The 19,500-nt window shown below is 67.1% G+C and carries 19 protein-coding genes; 10 read left to right on the forward strand and 9 right to left on the reverse strand.

Annotated elements, in window-relative coordinates; all coding sequences use genetic code 11:
* Window positions 1-288: 288 nt before the first annotated feature.
* Window positions 289-1,080 carry a DUF2189 domain-containing protein gene (locus tag GGC47_RS06995; RefSeq protein WP_038358853.1) on the reverse strand — a complete coding sequence of 264 codons (792 nt, stop codon included), beginning with the start codon at window positions 1,078-1,080 and terminating at the stop codon, window positions 289-291.
* A gap of 237 nt (window positions 1,081-1,317) precedes the next feature.
* Here GGC47_RS06995 and ligA point away from each other — a divergent pair, with 237 nt between their 5' ends.
* Window positions 1,318-3,498, forward strand: coding sequence for an NAD-dependent DNA ligase LigA (gene ligA, locus GGC47_RS07000; RefSeq protein ID WP_142021808.1), 2,181 nt, complete (start codon window positions 1,318-1,320; stop codon window positions 3,496-3,498).
* A gap of 141 nt (window positions 3,499-3,639) precedes the next feature.
* Here the strand turns inward: ligA and GGC47_RS07005 are convergent, their stop codons facing one another.
* On the reverse strand, window positions 3,640-4,632 hold the full coding sequence (locus GGC47_RS07005; RefSeq protein WP_038358849.1) for an AraC family transcriptional regulator: 993 nt from the start codon (window positions 4,630-4,632) through the stop codon (window positions 3,640-3,642).
* Window positions 4,633-4,700: 68 nt separating this feature from the next.
* Between GGC47_RS07005 and GGC47_RS07010 the strand changes: the two genes are divergently transcribed.
* The 4 genes from GGC47_RS07010 (at window position 4,701) to GGC47_RS07025 (ending at window position 7,945) form a co-directional block, all read left to right on the forward strand.
* Entirely contained in the window at window positions 4,701-5,945 is a 1,245-nt protein-coding gene (locus GGC47_RS07010; protein WP_142021809.1) for an MFS transporter, read from the forward strand.
* A 97-nt stretch (window positions 5,946-6,042) separates the two neighbouring features.
* Window positions 6,043-6,906: an AraC family transcriptional regulator gene (locus GGC47_RS07015; protein ID WP_166652988.1), complete on the forward strand. Its 864-nt coding sequence runs from the start codon at window positions 6,043-6,045 to the stop codon at window positions 6,904-6,906.
* Between the two features lie 26 nt (window positions 6,907-6,932).
* Complete coding sequence (locus GGC47_RS07020; protein ID WP_142021811.1) at window positions 6,933-7,649, forward strand: AzlC family ABC transporter permease; 717 nt, start codon at window positions 6,933-6,935, stop codon at window positions 7,647-7,649.
* Complete coding sequence (locus GGC47_RS07025) at window positions 7,646-7,945, forward strand: AzlD family protein (RefSeq protein WP_142021812.1); 300 nt, start codon at window positions 7,646-7,648, stop codon at window positions 7,943-7,945. Before GGC47_RS07020 ends, GGC47_RS07025 begins: the two co-directional genes overlap by 4 nt.
* A gap of 214 nt (window positions 7,946-8,159) precedes the next feature.
* Here the strand turns inward: GGC47_RS07025 and GGC47_RS07030 are convergent, their stop codons facing one another.
* Complete coding sequence (locus GGC47_RS07030) at window positions 8,160-9,995, reverse strand: aminopeptidase P family protein (protein ID WP_429067464.1); 1,836 nt, start codon at window positions 9,993-9,995, stop codon at window positions 8,160-8,162.
* 297 nt (window positions 9,996-10,292) lie between these two features.
* Between GGC47_RS07030 and GGC47_RS07035 the strand changes: the two genes are divergently transcribed.
* Window positions 10,293-10,535: a hypothetical protein gene (locus GGC47_RS07035; protein ID WP_112763979.1), complete on the forward strand. Its 243-nt coding sequence runs from the start codon at window positions 10,293-10,295 to the stop codon at window positions 10,533-10,535.
* Between the two features lie 47 nt (window positions 10,536-10,582).
* On the forward strand, window positions 10,583-10,711 hold the full coding sequence (locus GGC47_RS07040; protein ID WP_260368406.1) for a hypothetical protein: 129 nt from the start codon (window positions 10,583-10,585) through the stop codon (window positions 10,709-10,711).
* A gap of 55 nt (window positions 10,712-10,766) precedes the next feature.
* Here the strand turns inward: GGC47_RS07040 and GGC47_RS07045 are convergent, their stop codons facing one another.
* Entirely contained in the window at window positions 10,767-11,714 is a 948-nt protein-coding gene (locus tag GGC47_RS07045) for a 50S ribosomal protein L11 methyltransferase (protein ID WP_113252468.1), read from the reverse strand.
* A gap of 88 nt (window positions 11,715-11,802) precedes the next feature.
* Between GGC47_RS07045 and GGC47_RS07050 the strand changes: the two genes are divergently transcribed.
* Window positions 11,803-12,195 carry a VOC family protein gene (locus GGC47_RS07050; protein ID WP_142021814.1) on the forward strand — a complete coding sequence of 131 codons (393 nt, stop codon included), beginning with the start codon at window positions 11,803-11,805 and terminating at the stop codon, window positions 12,193-12,195.
* A gap of 12 nt (window positions 12,196-12,207) precedes the next feature.
* Here GGC47_RS07050 and GGC47_RS07055 read toward each other — a convergent pair whose 3' ends face one another.
* Window positions 12,208-12,963 (reverse strand): SDR family oxidoreductase, encoded by a 756-nt coding sequence (locus GGC47_RS07055; RefSeq protein WP_142021815.1) that lies wholly within the window; start codon window positions 12,961-12,963, stop codon window positions 12,208-12,210.
* A gap of 103 nt (window positions 12,964-13,066) precedes the next feature.
* Between GGC47_RS07055 and GGC47_RS07060 the strand changes: the two genes are divergently transcribed.
* Window positions 13,067-13,486: a winged helix-turn-helix transcriptional regulator gene (locus GGC47_RS07060; protein ID WP_142021816.1), complete on the forward strand. Its 420-nt coding sequence runs from the start codon at window positions 13,067-13,069 to the stop codon at window positions 13,484-13,486.
* Between the two features lie 36 nt (window positions 13,487-13,522).
* Here GGC47_RS07060 and GGC47_RS07065 read toward each other — a convergent pair whose 3' ends face one another.
* The 3 genes from GGC47_RS07065 to GGC47_RS07075 form a co-directional block, all read right to left on the reverse strand.
* Window positions 13,523-14,008 carry a hypothetical protein gene (locus GGC47_RS07065; RefSeq protein WP_142021817.1) on the reverse strand — a complete coding sequence of 162 codons (486 nt, stop codon included), beginning with the start codon at window positions 14,006-14,008 and terminating at the stop codon, window positions 13,523-13,525.
* A gap of 134 nt (window positions 14,009-14,142) precedes the next feature.
* A complete protein-coding gene (locus tag GGC47_RS07070) occupies window positions 14,143-14,727 on the reverse strand; it encodes a TetR/AcrR family transcriptional regulator (protein WP_142021818.1) in 585 nt (194 codons plus the stop codon).
* 61 nt (window positions 14,728-14,788) lie between these two features.
* Window positions 14,789-17,170, reverse strand: a complete 2,382-nt coding sequence (locus GGC47_RS07075; protein WP_429067470.1) for an ATP-dependent helicase — start codon at window positions 17,168-17,170, stop codon at window positions 14,789-14,791.
* 115 nt (window positions 17,171-17,285) lie between these two features.
* Here GGC47_RS07075 and GGC47_RS07080 point away from each other — a divergent pair, with 115 nt between their 5' ends.
* A complete protein-coding gene (locus GGC47_RS07080) occupies window positions 17,286-18,932 on the forward strand; it encodes an acyl-CoA dehydrogenase family protein (protein ID WP_142021820.1) in 1,647 nt (548 codons plus the stop codon).
* An 88-nt stretch (window positions 18,933-19,020) separates the two neighbouring features.
* Here GGC47_RS07080 and msrB read toward each other — a convergent pair whose 3' ends face one another.
* Window positions 19,021-19,461, reverse strand: coding sequence for a peptide-methionine (R)-S-oxide reductase MsrB (msrB, locus tag GGC47_RS07085; RefSeq protein ID WP_370954336.1), 441 nt, complete (start codon window positions 19,459-19,461; stop codon window positions 19,021-19,023).
* Window positions 19,462-19,500 lie beyond the last annotated feature (39 nt).

The raw sequence follows: 19,500 nt of genomic DNA on the forward strand, positions 1-19,500 counted from the left end.
GCCGACGAGGTAGATGATATTGTTCACGAAAGCCCCCTGACTGAAGTGGGCCGTGAGGCCCGATCTACGGAAATGAACCGTATTCAGGGGTGAAAGGTTCCCGCTGGAAAATCGGGAGCAACGGTCACGAAACGCGCGTCATCCCGGACGAAGCGAAGCGGAGATCCGGGATCCACGCCTGAACCTTGATCGGAAAGGCTCCGGCATGAATCCCGGATCGGCGCCGCCAAAGGCGGCACGTCCGGGAGGACGCGTGTCCCGACCCGTAGGCGTCGGCCGGCCGACCGCTCAGGCCACCACCTTGCGGTAGAGATGCCAGGTCGCGTGGCCGAGAACCGGCATCACCACGATGAGGCCGACCAGCACGGGCAGGCAGCCGAGCACCAGAAGCCCGGTGACGATCAGGCCCCAATACATCATCACGCGTGGATTGGCCTCGACCGCCGCGATCGAGGTGCGGACCGCCGTCGGCATGTCGACATGGCGGTCGATGATGAGCGGGAAGGCCACCACCGAGATCGAGAAGGCGAGGATGGCGAAGAGCAGGCCGACCGAATTGCCGACGATGATCATGATCCAGCCGTCGAAGGTGGTGAAGGTGGCGCGCAGGAAATCCGCCGTCGAGACATCGGCGGGCAGGCCGAGCTGGGCGCGGTAGATCAGCCAGGCGCAGGCGAGCCAGGCAAGGAAGAGCCCGGTCAGCAACACGCCGAGCAGCACGATCTGCCCGATCGCCGGCGATTGCAGCACGTCGAAGGCATGGCGCCAGGACGAATCCTGCCCTTGCTCGCGGCGCCGGCTGATCTCGTAGAGACCGATCGCCGCGAAGGGGCCGAGCAGGGCGAAGCCGCCGAGCAGCGGGAAGAGCAGGGGGAAGATGTTGTAGGTGACGGTGAGCTGCGCGAGCAGCACGCCGGCGACCGGATAGATCAGCGCGACGAAGACGAGATGACTCGGCTGCGCCTTGAAATCCTCCCAGCCGCGCCAGAGTGCATCGCGCAGATCCATCGTCGTGATGGTGTGGACATGTGGCTCCACCGCTCTGCCGAGGTGATGAACGGTGCCGTCAAGATTGGCCATGGCGTATCTCCCGGTTCCGGCCCGGTTCGCCAAAAAGCCGTCGACATGTTCCTTGGCGTCAACGGCCTTCAGGCGTCGAGCTTCCAATTCCCAGTTCACGGATAATACACGCCGAAGCGGGTTTTGTTGCAAGCCGTCGCGCGGATGTGACGAGATAAGGGGTCCGGGGATGGGCGGCAGTCACCGGGATCGCTGCTGCCCTTTCTCGACAGCGCCTTCTCGCCTAATGCTTCCCGCATGAGCGACACTGACGACAACGCCCCTTCCGAAACGCCGGTCGCCGAGCTGACGCCGCGCCGGGCCAGGCTTGAGCACAAGCGGCTCGCCGCCGAGGTGCAGGCGGCGAACGACGCCTATTTCCAGGACGACCAGCCCATCATGGACGACGCGGCCTATGACGCGAAGCGTCGGCGGCTCGTCGCGCTGGAGGAGGCCTTCCCCGAGCTGAAGGAGAGCGGCGGCGTCAGCAGCAAGGTCGGCGCCAGGCCATCCGGCAAATTCGCCAAGATCCGGCATCGCGTGCCGATGCTCTCGCTCGACAATGCCTTCTCGGACGAGGCCGTCGCGGAGTTCGTCCAGCGCGTCTATCGCTTCCTCGGCCGCAAGGAAGAGGCGGGCGGCATCGCCTTCACCGCCGAGCCGAAGATCGACGGGCTCTCGCTCTCGCTGCGCTACGAGAAGGGCGAGCTGGTCGCGGCGGCGACGCGCGGCGACGGTGAGGAAGGCGAAGACGTCACCGTCAATGCCCGCACCATTTCCGAAATTCCCGGGGCGCTCGCCGGGCCGGATGTGCCGGAGATCGCCGAGGTGCGCGGCGAGGTCTATCTCGGCCATGCCGATTTCGCGGGGATCAATGAGCGTCAACGCGAGAAGGGGCTGCCCGAATTCGCCAATCCGCGCAACGCCGCCGCCGGCTCGCTGCGGCAGCTGGATGTCAGCGTTACCGCCTCGCGACCCTTGCGTTTCTTCGCCTATGCCTGGGGCGAGATGCCGGTGCTGCCGGCGCCGACCCAGATGGGCGTGGTCGAGGCCTTCAGGCGCTGGGGCTTTCGCACCAACCCGCTGATGAAGCGTTGCGAGACCGTGGCCGAGCTGGTGGCGCAGTACCGGCTGATCGAGAGCCAGCGCGCCACGCTCGGCTACGATATCGACGGCGTGGTTTACAAGGTCGACGATCTCGCCTTGCAGGCGCGCCTCGGCTTCGTCTCGCGGGCGCCGCGCTGGGCGATCGCGCACAAGTTCCCGGCGGAGCTGGCGACCACGATCCTGGAGGCCATCGACATTCAGGTCGGTCGTACCGGCGCGCTCTCGCCGGTGGCGCGGCTGAAGCCGGTCACGGTCGGCGGCGTCGTGGTGACGAACGCGACGCTGCACAACGAGGACTACATCAAGGGCTTCGATTCCAAGGGGCTGCCGATCCGCGACGGCACCGATATCCGCATTGGCGACACGGTGACGGTGAAGCGGGCCGGCGACGTCATCCCGCGCGTCGAGGCCGTGGATCTGTCGAAGCGGCCGGCGGATTCCAAGCCGTACGAGTTCCCGACGCTCTGCCCGGCCTGCGGCAGCCATGCCGTGCGCGAGCATAATCCGCGCTCCGGCAAGGAGGATGCGGTGCGCCGCTGCACCGGCGGTTTGATCTGCCCGGCGCAGACGATGGAGCGGCTGAAGCATTTCGTCTCGCGCGATGCGCTCGACATCGACGGGCTCGGTGACAAGCAGATCGAGTTCTTCCACAGCGACCCCGATCTGCCGGTGAAGGAGCCGGCCGACATCTTCACGCTCGCCCGGCGCGACGAGGCCAATTTCAAGAAGCTCAAGGACAAGGAAGGTTTCGGCGCGGTCAGCGCGAAGAAGCTGTTCGAGGCGATCGAGGCAGCGCGGACGCCGCCGCTCAACCGGCTGATCTTTGGGCTCGGCATCCGCCATGTCGGCGAGACCAATGCGCGGCTGCTTGCGCGCCATTACGGTTCCTTCGAGACCCTGCGCGAGACGCTTGCCGCCGCGGCCGATCCGGCCTCGCCGCAACGGCAGGAACTCGACGCCATCGACGGCGTTGGCCCGACCGTGGTCGAGGCGCTGCTGCAGTTCTTCGGCGAGCCGCATAATCAGGACCTGCTCGACCGCTTGCTGGAGCAGGTTCAGCCGCAGCCGCTGGAGGCTGTCGCCACGACGAGCCCGGTCGCGGGCAAGACGGTGGTCTTCACCGGCGCGCTGGAGCGGATGACGCGCGACGAGGCAAAGGCGATGGCGGAGCGACTCGGCGCGAAGGTGGCCGGCTCGGTGTCGTCGAAGACCGATCTGCTGGTCGCGGGGCCGGGCGCCGGCTCGAAGCTCAAGGACGCGGCCAAGCATGGCGTCGAGGTGATCGACGAGGCCGGCTGGTTCGAGCTGATCGGTGGAGGCGGCGGAGCCTGAGCCCGAAATCAATGACCGTAACGTTTGCCGTCATGGTCGGGCTTGTCCCGACCATCCACGTCTTCGCTGGTCGAAGGTCGTGTTCAAGGCGTGGATGCTCGCCACAAGGGCGAGCATGACGGAGACTGGATCGCCCGCCGACTACTCAGCCGCCGCCGTGAAGATCGCCGGCGGCGGGGCGCCCGCTGCCCGCACCTGGCTCGGGGCCGAGCCGGTGATGCGCTTGAAGGCGCGGCTGAACGAGGCTTCCGATTCATAGCCGAGCCGCTGCGCCACCACGGCGATGCGCATCCTGTCCCGCGCCAGCCATTGCCGGGCCTGATGCATGCGGACCTGGGCGACATAGCGGGCCGGCGTCTCGCCCACCACGCTGGCGAAGCGCTCGGCGAAGCCGGAGCGCGAGGCGCCCATCAGTTCGGCGAGGCTTTCCACCGTCCAGTCCGCTTCGGGATGGGCATGGATCGCCGCCAGCACCCGGCCGATCTGCGGGCAGCGCGCCGCCGCGATCCAGCCCTTGTCCTCGCCGCAGCCGTTCTCGACCCAGCCGCGGATGATGGTGGCGGCGATGACGTCCGCGAGCCGGGCGAGGATGCCGCCGGCGCCGACGCGGTCCATGCAGACCTCGCGGCCCATCGCCTCGAGCAGATGCGGTATGCCGGGCTCGTTGGCGGCGAAATCATACATCCGCATCACGTCGGGCATCAGCCGCAGCAGTGGATGGTCGGCATCGACGTTGAAGGTCATGCTGCCGCTGAAGAGCAGCATGGGCTCGCCGTCGCTGCCGCCGCCCTCGAGTTCGGTGATATCGCCACAATGCTGCTTCACCGCGCAGTCGCAAGGCGGCGAGGGCGTCACAGCCGGCGCGCTCGCCAGCACATGCGCGCCGCCGCGCGGCAGGAGCAAGGCGTCGCCGTCGCGCAGTTCCAGCCAGTCGCCTGTCGGCATCTTCAGCCAGCAGCCGCGCTGGGCAATGAAGTAGAAGCGCGCTGCGCGGCAGGGCGGGAAGGCGATGGCCCAGGGCGAGGCCATCTGGCAGCGGCTGTAGTCGACGCCGTCGAGCCTGAGCCCGCGCAACATCTCGGTGAGATGGTCGGCAGAGTGCGATGCAGCATATTTGGACGAAAGATCATTCATTCCAGACAATATAGCATGGAAACTCCAGAGGGCCACGCCCATCTTCCGGCCTCCTCATGGAGACTCCCATGTCAGATTCCCTTTCCGTCACCGCGCTCGACCTCGATGAACCCATCGAGGATGCGCGCGGAAAACCGGCCTGGGCAGCGATCGTCTCGCTGACCTTCGGCGTCTTCGGCCTTGTCACGGCCGAGTTCCTGCCCGCCAGCCTGCTGACGCCGATGGCCGCCGACATCGGCGTCTCGGTCGGCGCCGCCGGGCAGGCCGTGACCGCCACCGCCGTGGTCGGCGCCATCGCCGGCCTTGCGGCGGCCATCGTGACGCGCGGCGTCGACCGGCGCATCGTGATCTGGTCGCTGACCGGCCTGCTGATCCTGTCGAGCGCGCTCGCCGCCGTCGCCACCAATCTGCCGACGCTGCTCTTCGCCCGCGTCCTGCTCGGCATCGGGCTCGGTGCCTTCTGGTCGATGGTGGCGGCGACGGCGATGCGGCTCGTGCCGCCAAGCGCCTTGCCCAAGGCGATGTCGCTGATCTTCACCGGCGTTTCGATCGCGACCGTCAGCGCGGCGCCGATCGGCGCCTATGTCGGCAATCTCATGGGCTGGCGCGTCGTGTTCTGGCTCGCGGCGCTGGTCGGCGTCGCGACGCTGGTGATCCAGATGGCCGTGCTGCCCCGTCTGCCGGCTCGCGGTTCGCCCGATATCCGCACGCTGTTCCGCTTGCTCGGCCAGCCGAGCATCGCGCTGGTGCTGGTGGGCATCGTCGTGGTGATTTCCGGGCATTTCGCCGGTTTCACCTATGTCCGGCCGTTCCTCGAACAGATTCCGAAGCTGTCGGTCGAGGCGATCTCGCTGGTGCTGCTGGCCTATGGCGTCGGCGGCTTCTTCGGGAATTTCCTCGGCGGGGCGATCACCGCCCGTAGCGCCAAGGCTTCGGTGATCTTCGGCGCGCTGTTGATCGCGCTGATGGGCGCAAGCCTCCTTTTCGCCGGCACGTCGCCGATTGCCTCGGCCGTTGCCGTCGGGCTCTGGGGCTTCGCTTTCGGCGCATTGCCGGTCGGCTTCCAGACCTGGCTGGTCCGCGTCGCGCCGGAGGAGGAAGCCGAATCGGCCGGCGGCCTGCTCGTCGCCGCCTTCCAGGTCGCGATCGCGAGCGGCGCGGTCTTCGGCGGGCTTCTGGTCGATGGCTTCGGGACGCTGGGCGTCATCGCCTATGCCACGATCGCGACCTTGGTCGGCGGGCTCGGCGTGCTGCTGCTCGGTGCGAAGAGTCCCGAGCGGGTCGGGGGCAAAGCCGCCGCCCACGCCATCTGAGGCTCTGTCTCGCGGCATCGAAACAGATCGGGCGCGTGATGTGCCCGATCACTTTTCTTCAAGACAGCGGCGCAGCGGGAGGGTTTATGCTGGCGCCATGGAAGCAGTCACACAGGGCGAGACACTCTGCCTCGAACCGCTCGTCGCCGGCGAGCGGGCGAAGCTGTTTCCGGCCGAGCGTTTCGGCGGGCTGGATTGTCTCGCGGCGACCTTCCGCCGCCATGCCTATGCGCCGCACCAGCATGAAAGCTATGTGATCGGCACCATCGAGGCCGGCTGCGAGACCTTCCGTGTGCGCGGCGCGCGGTACTATGCGCGGCCGGGGCTGATCACCTTCGTCAATCCGCTGGAAACCCATGACGGCGAGCCCTATGGGCCTGGCTACAGCTATCGCATGACCTATCCCGAGACCGGGTTGATGCGCGAGGTCGCGGCTTCGCTCAGCGGCCGTGAGACGACCGGGACGCCGTTCTTTCCGGAGCCTCTCGTCGAGGATGCGGAAGGCGCTGCGCTCTTCGCCGTCGCGCATCGCGCGATCGAGGATGGCAAGGACCTGCTGGCGGGCGAGGAGATGCTGCTGCGTTTCTATGCGCATTGCCTGGCCCATCATGCCGATCTGACGGTTCGGGCCGTCGGTGCGGAGGAGGGGCCTGTCGCCAAGGCGCGCGAATTGTTCGAGGCGCGCTACGAGGAAGATCTGTCGCTGGCCGATCTGGCGCGCCTCACCGGCCTGCCGCGCCATCACCTGATCCGCGCTTTCCGGCGGGAAACCGGGCTCACCCCTCACGCCTATCTCGTCGATGTCCGTGTCAGGCGGGCGCGCGAGCGGCTGCGGCGCGGCGAGATGCCGGGCGATGTCGCAGCGGCGACCGGCTTCTGCGACCAGCCGCATCTGACCCGCGCCTTCAAGGCCCGCTTCGGCGTCACGCCTGGGGCATTCCGGGCGGCGCATGCCGGCTGAAGCCGGCTCTTCGAAAGAAAACCTCCATGTCCACGATGCGCGACGATATCAGGCGCGGCCTGAGCGATATCTGGCCGGCCGCGGTGGCAGCAGCGCCGATCGGCCTGCTCTTCGGGGCGGTGGCGGCGAGCAAGGGGCTGTCGCCGTTCGAAGTCTTCCTGATGAGCATCATGGTCTTCGCCGGTGGCGCGCAATTCGCCGCGATCGAGCTCTGGGCGAACCCGGCGCCGGTCGCCGCGTTGGTCTTCTCGACGCTGCTGATCAATGCCCGCCATGTGCTGATGGGCGCTTCGCTCGCGCCCAAGCTCCAGGGCTTCAGCCGCTGGCAGAAATTCCTCGGGCTCTACTACATGGCCGATGAGAACTGGGCGCTGGCCGAGAAGCGCGCCCGCACCCACCGCCTGACGCCGGCCTATTGGTTCGCGATGGTCATCCCCTTCGTCTCGGGCTGGCTGATCAACTCGACGCTCGGCGCGATGATCGGCGCGGTGCTGGGCGACCCCAAGCGGCTCGGCGCCGATTTCGCCTTCACGGCGCTGTTCATCGCCCTCGTCGCCGCCTTCTGGAAGGGGCGGGTGACCTTCTGGACGGTGGCCGCCGCCGGCATCGCTTCGGCCGTCACCTACCGGTTGGCTGGCCCACCCTGGCATGTCGCTGCGGGGGCGGTCTTTGGCCTGCTGGCGGCCTGGCTCGCCGCGGGCAGCGAGCCTCGGAATGTGGCGATCGAGGAGGCAGAGGCGTGAGCGTCGATCCGATCAATCTCCTCGCCTTCCTCGGCATGGCGATCGTGACCTATGCGACCCGGGTGGCGGGGCTTGCGCTCGTCGGGCGGCTCAACCTCTCGCCGCGCGCGCAGGCGGCCTTTGACGCGATCCCGCCCGCTGTGCTGATCGCGGTGATCGCGCCCAGCGCGCTTGCCACTGGCTGGGCCGAGACGGCGGCGGCGGCGATCACGGCGCTGGCCGCGACGCGGCTGCCGCTGCTCGGAGTGGTGGCTGTTGGCGTGATCGCGGTGGTCGGATTCCGCATGGTGATGTGATCCACCGTCGTCATGCTCGGGCTTGGCCCGAGCATCTCAGGACCCGCTTCGTCATTCCGGGCGACCGAAGGGAGACCCGGAATCCATCATAGGGTGCTGAGCACTCCGATGGATTCCGGATCGGCGCCGCTTCGCGGCTTGTCCGGAATGACGCTCTGCCGGTTTGGAGATTCTCGGGTCGAAGCTGTGCTTCGCCCGAGAATGACGGAGCCGATTACAACGGCCGGCAGGCCGCCTCCAGCCATTCCTTCGCCTCGCCTGCGACCAGCGGCGAAAGCTTTTCCCAGACCTTGGCATGGTAGTCGTCGACCCAGGCGATCTCGCCGTTGTCGAGCATGTTCTTCTCAATCAGCGCCCGCTCATAGGGGCACCAGGTGATCGTCTCGAAGCCGTAGATCGTGCGCTCGGCGCCGGGGATATGGCGCTCCTCGACGACGATCAGGTTCTCGATGCGGATGCCGTAATGGCCTTCCTTATAGTAGCCGGGCTCGTTGGAGAGGATCATGCCCGGCTCCAGCGGCGTGGTGCCGAGCTTGGAGAGGCGCTGCGGTCCCTCATGCACCGAGAGATAGCTGCCCACGCCATGGCCGGTGCCATGGTCGAAATCGAAGCCGCCCTGCCAGAGCGGCAGCCGCGCGAAGGCGTCGAGCTGCGCACCCGAAGTGCCCTTGACGAAGACCAGCCGGGAAATCGCGACATGGCCCTTGAGCACGCGGGTATAGCGGTCGCGCATCTCGGCGGTGGGCTCGCCGACGGCGATGGTGCGGGTGATGTCGGTGGTACCGTCCTCGTACTGCCCACCGGAATCGACCAGGAAGATGCCGGGCTCGATGCGCCGGTTGCTGGACGCCGTGACGCGATAATGCGGCAGTGCCGCATTGGGGCCGGCGCCGGCGATGGTGGTGAAGGAGACGTCCTTGAGCAGGCCGGTTTTCAGCCGCTCGTTTTCCAGCGCCGCGACCGCGTCGATCTCGGTGAGGCCGCCCTTCGGCGCCTCACGCGCCAGCCAGGACAGGTAGTTCGTCATCACCGCGCCGTCGCGCAGATGGGCGGCCCGGCTGCCGGCGAGTTCCGCCGCGTTCTTGCGGGCCTTCATCAGGGCGATGGGGTCGGCGCCGGCATCGGGCGTGCCGCCGGCCTCGCGGATGAGCGTCGCCAGCGCCGAGGCGGCGGTCGAAGCATCGAGCCTGACCTTGGCCTTGGCGGCGCCGAGCTTCTGCAACTGCCGCTCGAGTTCGGCCGGCGGCGCGATCTCGCCGACCGCGCCGATGGCATCGCCGGCCTCGTTGGTGATCTTCTCGGGCGCGAGGAACACGGTCGGGCGGCCTTCGCGCGGCACGATGGCATAGCCCAGCGGCAAAGGCGTGTGCTCGACATCGCCGCCGCGGATGTTGAAGGTCCAGGCCAGGGCATGCGGGTCTGAGACGACGAGCGCATCGACCTTGGCCTCGGTCAGCGCCTTCTGGATGCGGGCGAGCTTGGAAGCCGTGTCCTCGCCGGCATAATCGGCGCGATGCGCCTTGACGGGGGCGGCCGGCGGGGCAGGGCGGTCGCTCCAGAGCGCGTCGATCGGGTTTCTCGCGACGGGAACGAGCGTGCCGCCGGCGGCCGCGACGGCCTTTTCCAGCTTCGCGACGCCATCGGTGGTGTGAAGCCAGGGATCGTAGCCGAGCTTGCCCCCAGCCGGCAGGTTCTGCTCGATCCAGCGCTCCAGCGGTGTCTCTTCCATGCGGACGGGCGTGATGACCTCGGTATCGGTCTGTTCGGCCGATTGGATGGTGTAGCGCCCGTCGACGATCAGCGCCGCCTTCTCGGCCAGCACCACGGCATTGCCGGCCGAGCCGGTGAACCCGGTCAGCCAGGCGAGGCGGGCCATATGGCCCGGCACATATTCGCCCTGGTGCTCGTCGGCGCGCGGCACGACGAAGCCATCGAGGCCTTGCGCGGCCAGGGCCAGCCGCAGCGCGGCGACACGGCCGGCGACCTGCGCCGGGTCGCTCGGCTCGGTGAAGGACTGGAAGCGGCAGGTCGGGATGATCGATTCGGTCATGGCGGGGTCCGGCATAGCGTGCGCCATCGTCGCGCTCCATCGGCGAAAGCACCAGTGCAAATGCGTCGGCGTGGCGATGCCTCTTCCGTAGGACCGCGCTGCCTCGCCGATCCGCATTGTGCCATTTCGTTATGCAATCTACGCAAATATTAACGAGATCGGACTTGTTGCATGCGTTTTGTGCATATCTCGCATATGCGAACACATCTTCTCGCAAGTGCGAAATGAGCCCATTTTAGTCGCATAAGAGAACGAGGAAGCGACCGGGACTGTCCTTCGTTTTTCGGAGATGGACCCATGACCTACGTGTTGAACAATGCCGACGTCCTGCCCGTGCCCGTGGTGGCCGGGACGACGACGCGCTCGGAAAAGCCTGGCCTGCTGCGCCGGCTCCACGCTGCGATGATCGAAAGCCGCATGCGCTCGGCGGCTCGCGAGCTGCGGGCCCGCAATCTTCTCATCGATGAGGCGGGGATCGTGCTCGGCGGGATTCCGTTCGCGAGCCTGTCTAACGACCGGTCGCTGCCCTTCAACCGCTGAATCTTCGGCGCGCTTCTCGCTGCGCCGCAACCGAACGGAGCCACATCATGATCGCCCTCATCAGGCATGTCGCCGAACAGATCGCCGATGCGGCGAAGTTCGCCGTCGCCGTCTGGCATGACGCCCGCAGCCTGCAGGCTGAGGCCGAGGCCAAATACGGCCGTATCGACTTCTGAGATCGACGCTGACGACCGCGCGCCGCCGGGCTCCTGAAGCCCGTGGCGCCGGAGGTCAGGCAGGGCGGCGGGGCCTCGGGGCTGCGCCGCCTTTTTTCATGGTCAGCGTCGCCCAGCCTTCGCGCAGCGATTGGCTGACGAGGTAGATGCCCTGGTGCCGGTAGGCCGAGGCCACGCCGGCGACATCCATCGCGAGCAGCCCCGACAGGATGAGCGTCCCGTCCGGTGACAAGGCCCGGGCGATCGAGGGGGCGAGGCGCTTCAGCGGCCAGGCGAGGATGTTGGCGAAGATCAGGTCGAAATGGCCTGTGCGGTTCGCCTTGGCATGGCGCAGGCCCGGCGCGACATAGAGATCGAGCGCGTGCGGCGCGTGGTTGAGGCGGGCGTTATGGGCGGAGACCTCGACCGCGATCGCGTCGATGTCGCCGGCAACGACCTTGCGCTTGATCTGCTTGGCGAGCGCCAGCGCCAGGATGCCCGTGCCGGTGCCGACATCGAGCCCGTGGCGCGGGCGGCGCTTCTTCAACTCGGCATCCAGAGCCAGCAGACAGCCGGCGGTGGTGCCGTGATGGCCGGTGCCGAAGGCGAGTGCCGCCTCGATCTCGATCGATACGTCGTTGATGCGCACGACATCCCGATCATGCGCGCCATGGACGAGGACGCGGCCGGCGCGCACGGGCTTCAGCCCGTCGAGGCTGTTGGCCACCCAGTCCTGCGTATTCACGGTGCTGAACGGGGTCTCGTCGACGAGATCGCCGACGATCGGCCGCAGCAGGTCGCGCACCGCCGCTTCGTCCGGGTGGCTGGCGAAATAGATCTCGACCTTCCACGGCGCGTTCAGCGAAAGCGTGGTGACGCCTTCCTCGATCTCGAAGGCCGAGATCGCGGTCTCGGTCGGATCGAAGATCTCGCCGAGCAATTCGGTCAGGGCCCGGGCCTTCTCGCCCGAGGTGGAGAGTTCGAAGACGGTCGCGACCGTCGCTGGCAGAAGGCCTTCGCGCATGCGCTGCCCATAGCAGGGCGGATGAGGGATGTCATGGCTGTCATCGACGGGCTAGGCTGATGCCGAGGCAGAGCGGGGGGAACAGCCGATGTTTTCGCATATCTGTGTCGGAACCAACGACTTCCGCCGGGCGGAGGCCTTCTACACGGCCGTGTTCGACGTGCTGGGGCATCCGCTGCGCTTCCGCGATCCCGATCATGCGGCCGCGGCCTGGCAATCCAAGGGAGCCGAGCGCCCGCTGTTTTTCCTGACCCGGCCGTTCGACGGTTCGCCAGCCGTTCCCGGCAACGGGCCGATGACGGCGCTTCTGGCCGCGAGCCGGGCCGAGGTCGATCGCTGCCACGCGGTGGCCCTCGCCTCCGGCGGCACCTGCGAGGGGCCGCCGGGGCTGAGAGCGCATTATCACCCCGATTATTATGGCGCCTATGTCCGCGACCCTGACGGCAACAAGCTCTGCGTCTGCTGCCATCGTGCGGAATAGGCTGCCTGCCGGTCAGCCGTGCTGTGCGTTCAGCCCGGCGAAGACCTGTCCGAAACTGCCGGTCGCCTCGGCATAACGCAGAGGCTTGCAGCGTTCGACGATGACTTCGCCAGCCGCCGGCTGCGTTTCGAGGATCGTCATCACTTCGCTGGTGAAATCGGCCAGCGGCATGGCGGCGGGATCGACCGCCTGCTGTGCGCCCATCAGTTCGGTCTGCACATAGGGAGGGGCGATCTCGATGACCTCGACCGAGGTGTGCTTGAGCTGCTCGCGCAGGCCGGTCGACCATGAATGGATCGCCGCCTTGGTCGCGCTATAGGTCGGGGTCACTGCCAGCGGCACGAAGGCGAGGCCGGAAGAGACGGTCAGAACCGTGGCGCGCGGCTGCTTCAGGAGATGCGGCAGCAGCGCCGTCGTGAGGCGGATCGGGCCAAGCAGATTGGTCGCAATCGTCTCCTCGGCGATGGCGAGATTGTCGGCGGCCGGGACGTTCTCGGGCTTCATGATGCCGGCATTGTTGAGGACGGCATTGAGCTTGGGAAATCGCTCGACGACTTGCCGGGCGAAGGCCTCGATATCGGCCTTGTCCTGGATGTCGAGCAGCATCGAGGCCATGCCGGGATTGGCGGCGGTGACCTCGTCGAGCACGCCTTCGCGACGCCCGGCAATGATGATCTGATTGCCCCTGGCGTGAAGGGCCTCGCCCAGCGCGCGGCCGATGCCCGAGCCGCCGCCGGTGATCAGGATGGTGTTTCCGGAGATGTTCATCGCAAAGCCCTCTGAATGGTTGCGCATCACGAGGTGGCATCGGTACTCTTCAAAAGAAAGAAGGCGCCAGAAAGTGCCATACGCACCAAAAGGAGAGTGTGGGATGCAGGCGATCCGAAGCGCCATGGGCGCGATGCACGCCAGGAGCAGCGCGCTGCCGCCGGTGAGCCCGGCGGTGGAGTCGCTGGTGCGCCAGGTGATCGCGCAGGTGGCGGACAAATGGACCATGCTGGTGCTGGAGGCGCTCGAGGAGCACGGCACGCTGCGCTTCACCGAGATCGGCCGCATGGTCGGCGGCATCAGCCAGAAGATGTTGACCAAGACGCTGCGCGAGATGGAGCGGGACGGGCTCGTCATCCGCACCGTCCATCCGGTGATCCCGCCCCATGTCGATTACACGCTGACCGAGCTGGGGCGGGAGCTCAGCGCCGCCTTCTGCAGCGTCTGGGTCTGGGCCGAGACGTATTATGCCGAGGTTTCGGCAGCGCGGAAGGCTTTTCGCGAGCGGGAGGGCGGGGCGTAAGGCCCTCGCCTCGGCGCTGCCGGATCGCTGGGGACTTCACGCGGCGGTCTTGCCTTGCCTGCGCAGGGAGATGATCTGGACGGTCAATCCGATAACGAGTGCGGCGAGAATGCCGCCCTGCGCGCCGAGAAGGAGCGGGGATTTCAGGTCGGTGACGAATGGGTGGCCGACCGGGACGCGACGCAGGATTTCGGTCACGGTCGGCAGCATGAGCAGGAAGGCCGTCAGGCTGAGAGCGATTGTTTCGACGTATGTCGCGACCCGTCCGGAGATCGGTAAGCGGCCGACGCTATAGCCAACGATGAGCAGCAGGAGCGTGATCGAACCGACGCCGTAACTGACGGCTTCATGCGCGACGAGGAAGACCGTCGCTGCGCCGATCAGCATCGCGACAAAATATACGGTGCCTGCCTTTGAGCGCGGCACGATCCGGCCATGGACCGCGAACATGTAAGCCGCCGCCGGAATGGCCGGCAGGCTGCCCAGCGTATGCACCCAGCCGAGAGATGAAATGCCGAACATGGAGTGCCCTTTTCATGGGGAGGTGAGGTTGCTCGTGCGTCAGAACGCGATGGCGACGGGGAATGGAAAGTCATGTCTATCTACTAATCGGTAGGCCTAAGCGCGCGGCCTTGCGCCGCCCGGGGCGGTTGGCTTCAGTGTCGTGCTGTGAGGCGCTCCAACAGCGGGTGTGTGATGACGCCGAATATTTTGGGGTCACCATAGGCGCGGGCCGAGAGCATCGCGCCGTGCACGCTGGCCATGAAGGCTTCCGCCTCGGCCTTGCTCGTGCCTGCGAAACGCAGGCTGCCCTGCTTGGCACCGCGGTCGAGAACCGAGGTCAACCAGGCGGACAGAGCCCGGAAATGGGCGCGCACCTCGACGACGATCTCCTGCGGAAGCACCGGGATCTGGCTCGCGAGGAGCGCGCAGAGGCAGAATGGAGCGCTCGCATCGGCGATGCAGGCCTCCCAATAGCCCGTATAGGCGCGCAATTGCTGGGCTGGGTCAGGGAGTTGGCGTTCGAGAGCGGCAATCCCAGCCTCCGCCTCTTCCCGGTATCGTGCGACGAGCGTGCGGACGAGGTCGGATTTGCTGGGGAAGTGGTGGTGAATGCTCGCATTGCGAATGCCGACCACCTTCGCGATGTCGGCATAGCTGAACCCGTTATATCCGCCCTCGATCAGCAGGGAGCGGGCACAACGCAGGATTTCGTCGGATGTCGTTCCCGAAGCGGCCATGCGGCTTTCTACCTACTAGTAAGTAGATCGTCAAGGCGGCGTCGCTCCCGGCGGGGAGAAATCACCCCGCCTTCTGCACGAAGGAATCCAGCACCATCTTCCGGCCCGCCTTGTCGAAATCGACCGTCAGCTTGTTGCCGTCGACGCTGGCGACGGAGCCGGGGCCGAACTTGACGTGGAAGACGCGGGCGCCCTCGCCATAGGCGGATTCGCCTGAGGATTTCGCCGTCAGCTCGCCCTCGATCAGGAGCGGGCCGCGCTGGCGTGAGCTGCCGCCGAAGTTCCCTTGGCCGAAGCCGCGGCCGCTTTCGGAGAAGCCGCTGCCGCCGCCGCTATTCTTCGCCCGGTTCTCCTGCGCGCGCTGCCAGCCCGGCGTGTTGTAGCTGGAGCCGAAGCTTTCCATCCGGTCGAAGCGCGAGGCGCCGTAGCCGCCTTGGCTATAGCTGGTCGGGGCCTGCTCGACCTCGACATGCTCCTCCGGGAGCTCATCGATGAAGCGGGAGGGCAGGCTGGTCTGCCAGAGGCCGTGAATGCGCCGGTTCGAGGCGAAGTAGAGCTTCAGTTTCTTGCGGGCGCGCGTGAGGCCGACATGGGCGAGGCGGCGCTCCTCCTCCAGCCCGGCCCGGCCGCTCTCGTCGAGCGCGCGCTGGTTCGGGAACAGCCCTTCCTCCCAGCCAGGCAGGAAGACCGTGTCGAATTCCAGCCCCTTGGCGGCATGCAGTGTCATGATCGAGACGCGCGCCTCGGCCTCGCCATCACCGACATCCATCACCAGCGAGACGTGTTCGAGGAAGGCAGGCAGGTCCGGGAATTCGTCCAGCGAGCGGACGAGCTCCTTGAGGTTTTCGAGGCGCCCGGCGGCATCGGCCGAGCGGTCCTTCTTCCACATCTCGGTATAGCCGGATTCCTCCAGCACCAGTTCGGCGAGCTCGCCCTGGGGCATGTGCTCGGCGCGGGCGGACCAGCGGCCGAAGGCTTCGACCAGCTCGCGGAGCGCCGTGCGGGCCTTGGGCTTCAGTTCGTCGCTCTCGACCGCAGCGCGGGCCGACTGCATCAGCGAGAAACCGGTGGCGCGGGCATGGTTGTGCAGGAGCTGGACGGTGGCGTCGCCAAGGCCGCGCTTGGGCACGTTGACGATGCGCTCGAAGGCGAGATCGTCGGTCGGCGAGACGACGCAGCGCAGATAGGCGAGCGCATCGCGAATTTCGGCGCGCTCGTAGAAGCGCGGGCCGCCGATGACGCGATAGGGCACCCCGGCCTGGACGAAGCGCTCCTCGATCTCGCGCATCTGGGCGGAGATGCGCACGAGCACCGCGACCTCCGCGAGATTGTATTTCTTGGCCTGCATCGCCTCGATCTCGTCGGAGATCAGGCGGGCCTCCTCCTGGCTGTCCCAGGCGCCGGTTATGGTGACCTTCTCGCCGAGCGCGTCCTCCGTGCGCAGGGTCTTGCCGAGGCGGCCCTCGTTGCGGGCGATCAGCTTCGAGGCGGTGGCGAGGATATGGCCGGTCGAGCGGTAGTTGCGCTCCAGCCGGATCACGGTCGCGCCCGGAAAATCGTGCTCGAAGCGCAGGATGTTGTCGACCTCGGCGCCGCGCCAGCCATAGATCGACTGGTCGTCGTCGCCGACGCAGCAGATGTTGCGGCGGCCCTGGGCGAGAAGCCTCAGCCAGAGATACTGCGCCGTGTTGGTGTCCTGATACTCGTCGACCAGAATGTAGCGGAAGCGGTCGTGATAGGTCTGGAGCACGTCCGGATAGTCGCGGAACAGCGTCAGGCAATGCAGCAACAGATCGCCGAAATCGACGGCGTTCAGCGCCTTCAAACGCTCCTGATAGGCGGCATAGAGCTTGCCGCCCTTGCCGTTGGCGAAGACGGCGGCCTCGCCTGCGGGAACGTCCTTGGGGGAGAGGCCGCGGTTCTTCCAGCTATCGATGAAGCCCGCCAGCATCCGGCCGGGCCAGCGCTTCTCGTCGATGCCCTCGGCCTGGATCACCTGCTTCATCAGGCGGATCTGGTCGTCGGTGTCGAGGATGGTGAAATCGCTGCGCAGGTCGAGCAATTCGGCGTGGCGGCGCAGGAGCTTGGCCGAGATCGAATGGAAGGTGCCGAGCCAGGGCATGCCCTCGGCGACCGGGCCGACGAGATGGGCGACGCGCTCCTTCATCTCGCGCGCCGCCTTGTTGGTGAAGGTCACGGCGAGGATCTGGGACGGATACGCGCGGCTGGTCGAGATCAGATGGCCGATGCGGGTGGTCAGCACGCGCGTCTTGCCGGTGCCGGCGCCGGCGAGCACGAGCACCGGGCCTTCCGTCGCCTCGACCGCCTGGCGCTGCTCCGGGTTCAGCCCCGCGAGATAGCCGGCCGCCGGCTGCGCGGCCGCGCGCGCGGCCAGCCCGCCGGGGCGGGGCAGGGGAGCGGAAAAGGCGTCGGTCTCGGACAAGGGTCTAAGCTGCTCGTGCGTGATTCGTTCTCCAGCGAATATAGGGCGTCGATGTCAGGATTGCGCCCTGCCGGAGCGATCATTTTATATCCTGTTCCACAGGGAGGTGGCAGCAATGGCGCATCGGGATGGAGAAGAGCGCTGGGAAATCACCAATCAGGTGCCCGTGCTTGCCGACTACGATGCCTTCGTGGCCGATCCGGTTCTGCCCGGCATCGTCTCGGCCTTCGGGGCCGATTGGGCGCGCGAGCGGCTGCACGAAGCGGGGCGGACCGTGGGCTCGGCGCGGGTGCAGGAGCTGGCTTATCTCGCCAATCGCTACTCCCCGGAACTCCGGGCCTTCGACCGCTTCGGCAATCGCCTCGACGAGATCGCCTTCCACCCGGCCTGGCACGAATTGATGGGGCTCGCCATCGGGCAGGAGGCCCATGCGCTCGCCTGGAACCGGCCGGAGCCTGGCGCGCAGGTGGCTCGCGCCGCCTTGCAGTATCTCTGGTACGGCGCCGAGAGCGGCATCTGCTGCCCGATCAGCATGACCTATGCCGCGGTGCCGGTGCTGAAGCAGGACGCAGCGTTGTGGGAGCAATGGGGAGGCCTCGTCACCTCCAATCGCTATGATCCACGGCAGGGACCGGCGCATCTGAAGACGGGCGCGACTGTCGGCACGGCGATGACGGAGACGCAAAGCGGCTCGGATCTGCGGCAGACGCAGACGCATGCGGAGGATAATCGCGACGGAACGTTCTCGCTGCATGGCCGGAAGTGGTTCTTCTCGGTGCCGCATTCCGACGTGTTCCTGACGTTGGCGCGCACGGGCGAGGGTATCTCCTGCTTCGTCGTCCCGGGCTGGCTGCCGGACGGATCGCGCAACGGCGTCGCGATCCAGCGCTTGAAGGACAAGGTCGGCAACCGCTCCAACGCTTCTTCCGAGGTCGAGTTCAGGGGCGCGATCGGCCATCTCATCGGCGAGCCGGGTCGGGGCATCCGCACGGGCCTGTCGATGAACCACAATTCGCGGCTCGACATCGCGGCGGCGTCGTCCGGATTGATGCGGATGGCGGTCTCGCTGGCGGCGCATCACGCGCAGCATCGCCGCGCCTTCCAGAAGGCGTTGATCGACCAGCCGATCATGCAGAACGTGCTCGCCGACATTGCCATCGAGGCGGAAGCCGCGGCCTGGCTCGCCTTCCGGCTGTTCGCGGCGCTCGACCGGCAAGATGAGTCCCCGAGCGAGCGCCTGCTGGCGCGGGTCGGGGCGCCGATCGCGAAATACTGGATCACGCGGCGCGCGCCGGCCGTCGTCACCGAGGCGCTGGAATGCCATGGCGGCAACGGCTTCATCGAGGAGAATCCGATGGCGCGGCTCTACAGGGAGGCGCCGCTCAACGCGATCTGGGAGGGCTCGGGCAATGTCATCTGCCTGGACGTGCTGCGTTCGCTGGCGCGCGAGGAGGGCGCTGTCGATGTATTGCGGGCGGAGCTGATGGCGGCTGCGGGCGCGGACCGGGGCTACGATGCGGCTTTAAAACGGCTGGAAGGCGAGTTGCCGGAGATGATGCGCAATGAGGGGCAGGCGCGGCGATTGACCGAGAAGCTGGCGTTGATGCTGCAGGGCTCGTTGCTGTTGCGTTTCGCGCCGGCCGCGGTGGCGGATGCCTTCATCGCGACGCGGCTGGATGGTGGCTGGTCGGGACAGTTCGGCGATCTGCCGCCGGGCGTCGACGCTGCGGCGCTGGCGCGGCGGGCGGTACCGGCTGCTTGAAACGTCATGCCGGGCTTGACCCGGGCATCTCTTCATCGCTTTTCCGTCACGAGATGCTCGGGTCGAGCCCGGGCATGACGCGAATGCCTCAAGCTGCTTCCGGCTCGAACGTCATCGCCTCGCCATTGATGCAGTAGCGCAGTCCGGTCGGGGGCGGGCCGTCCGGAAAGACGTGGCCGAGATGGCCGCCGCAATTGGCGCAATGGACCTCGACCCGATGCATGCCGTGGCTGTGATCCTCGCTGGCGCCCACCGCACCTTCCAGCGGTTGGTCGAAGCTCGGCCAGCCGGTGCCGCTCTCAAACTTCTTGCCCGATTTGAACAGCTTCTGGCCGCAGCCGGCGCAGGAGAAGGTGCCGGCGCGCTTCTCGTAGTTGAGCGCGCAGGAACCCGCCCGCTCGGTGCCGTGGCCGCGCAGGATGCGATACTGCTCGGGTGTCAGGCGCGCGCGCCATTCGGCGTCCGTGAGCTGGAAGGGGAAGGTTTCGGCCTGCTTCTTCTCGGCGCCGAACATGCTCGTCAGACCCATGATGATCTCCTTCTCGGCGGATGGCTCGCGATGCCATCG

The sequence above is a fragment of the Allobosea sp. OAE752 genome, assembly GCF_050433265.1.
GTDB classification, from domain to species: domain Bacteria; phylum Pseudomonadota; class Alphaproteobacteria; order Rhizobiales; family Beijerinckiaceae; genus Allobosea; species Allobosea spartocytisi.

Bases quoted from the DNA above. Each gene is read 5' to 3' on its own strand.
- GGC47_RS06995 (WP_038358853.1), bottom strand. From the start codon at position 1,080: ATGGCCAATCTTGACGGCACCGTTCATCACCTCGGCAGAGCGGTGGAG.
- msrB (WP_370954336.1), bottom strand. From the start codon at position 19,461: ATGGGTCTGACGAGCATGTTCGGCGCCGAGAAGAAGCAGGCCGAAACC.
- GGC47_RS07015 (WP_166652988.1), top strand. From the start codon at position 6,043: ATGGAAGCAGTCACACAGGGCGAGACACTCTGCCTCGAACCGCTCGTC.
- GGC47_RS07060 (WP_142021816.1), top strand. From the start codon at position 13,067: ATGCAGGCGATCCGAAGCGCCATGGGCGCGATGCACGCCAGGAGCAGC.
- GGC47_RS07050 (WP_142021814.1), top strand. From the start codon at position 11,803: ATGTTTTCGCATATCTGTGTCGGAACCAACGACTTCCGCCGGGCGGAG.
- GGC47_RS07080 (WP_142021820.1), top strand. From the start codon at position 17,286: ATGGCGCATCGGGATGGAGAAGAGCGCTGGGAAATCACCAATCAGGTG.
- GGC47_RS07065 (WP_142021817.1), bottom strand. From the start codon at position 14,008: ATGTTCGGCATTTCATCTCTCGGCTGGGTGCATACGCTGGGCAGCCTG.
- GGC47_RS07005 (WP_038358849.1), bottom strand. From the start codon at position 4,632: ATGAATGATCTTTCGTCCAAATATGCTGCATCGCACTCTGCCGACCAT.
- GGC47_RS07030 (WP_429067464.1), bottom strand. From the start codon at position 9,995: ATGACCGAATCGATCATCCCGACCTGCCGCTTCCAGTCCTTCACCGAG.
- GGC47_RS07035 (WP_112763979.1), top strand. From the start codon at position 10,293: ATGACCTACGTGTTGAACAATGCCGACGTCCTGCCCGTGCCCGTGGTG.
- GGC47_RS07070 (WP_142021818.1), bottom strand. From the start codon at position 14,727: ATGGCCGCTTCGGGAACGACATCCGACGAAATCCTGCGTTGTGCCCGC.
- ligA (WP_142021808.1), top strand. From the start codon at position 1,318: ATGAGCGACACTGACGACAACGCCCCTTCCGAAACGCCGGTCGCCGAG.
- GGC47_RS07055 (WP_142021815.1), bottom strand. From the start codon at position 12,963: ATGAACATCTCCGGAAACACCATCCTGATCACCGGCGGCGGCTCGGGC.
- GGC47_RS07020 (WP_142021811.1), top strand. From the start codon at position 6,933: ATGTCCACGATGCGCGACGATATCAGGCGCGGCCTGAGCGATATCTGG.
- GGC47_RS07045 (WP_113252468.1), bottom strand. From the start codon at position 11,714: ATGCGCGAAGGCCTTCTGCCAGCGACGGTCGCGACCGTCTTCGAACTC.
- GGC47_RS07040 (WP_260368406.1), top strand. From the start codon at position 10,583: ATGATCGCCCTCATCAGGCATGTCGCCGAACAGATCGCCGATGCGGCG.
- GGC47_RS07010 (WP_142021809.1), top strand. From the start codon at position 4,701: ATGTCAGATTCCCTTTCCGTCACCGCGCTCGACCTCGATGAACCCATC.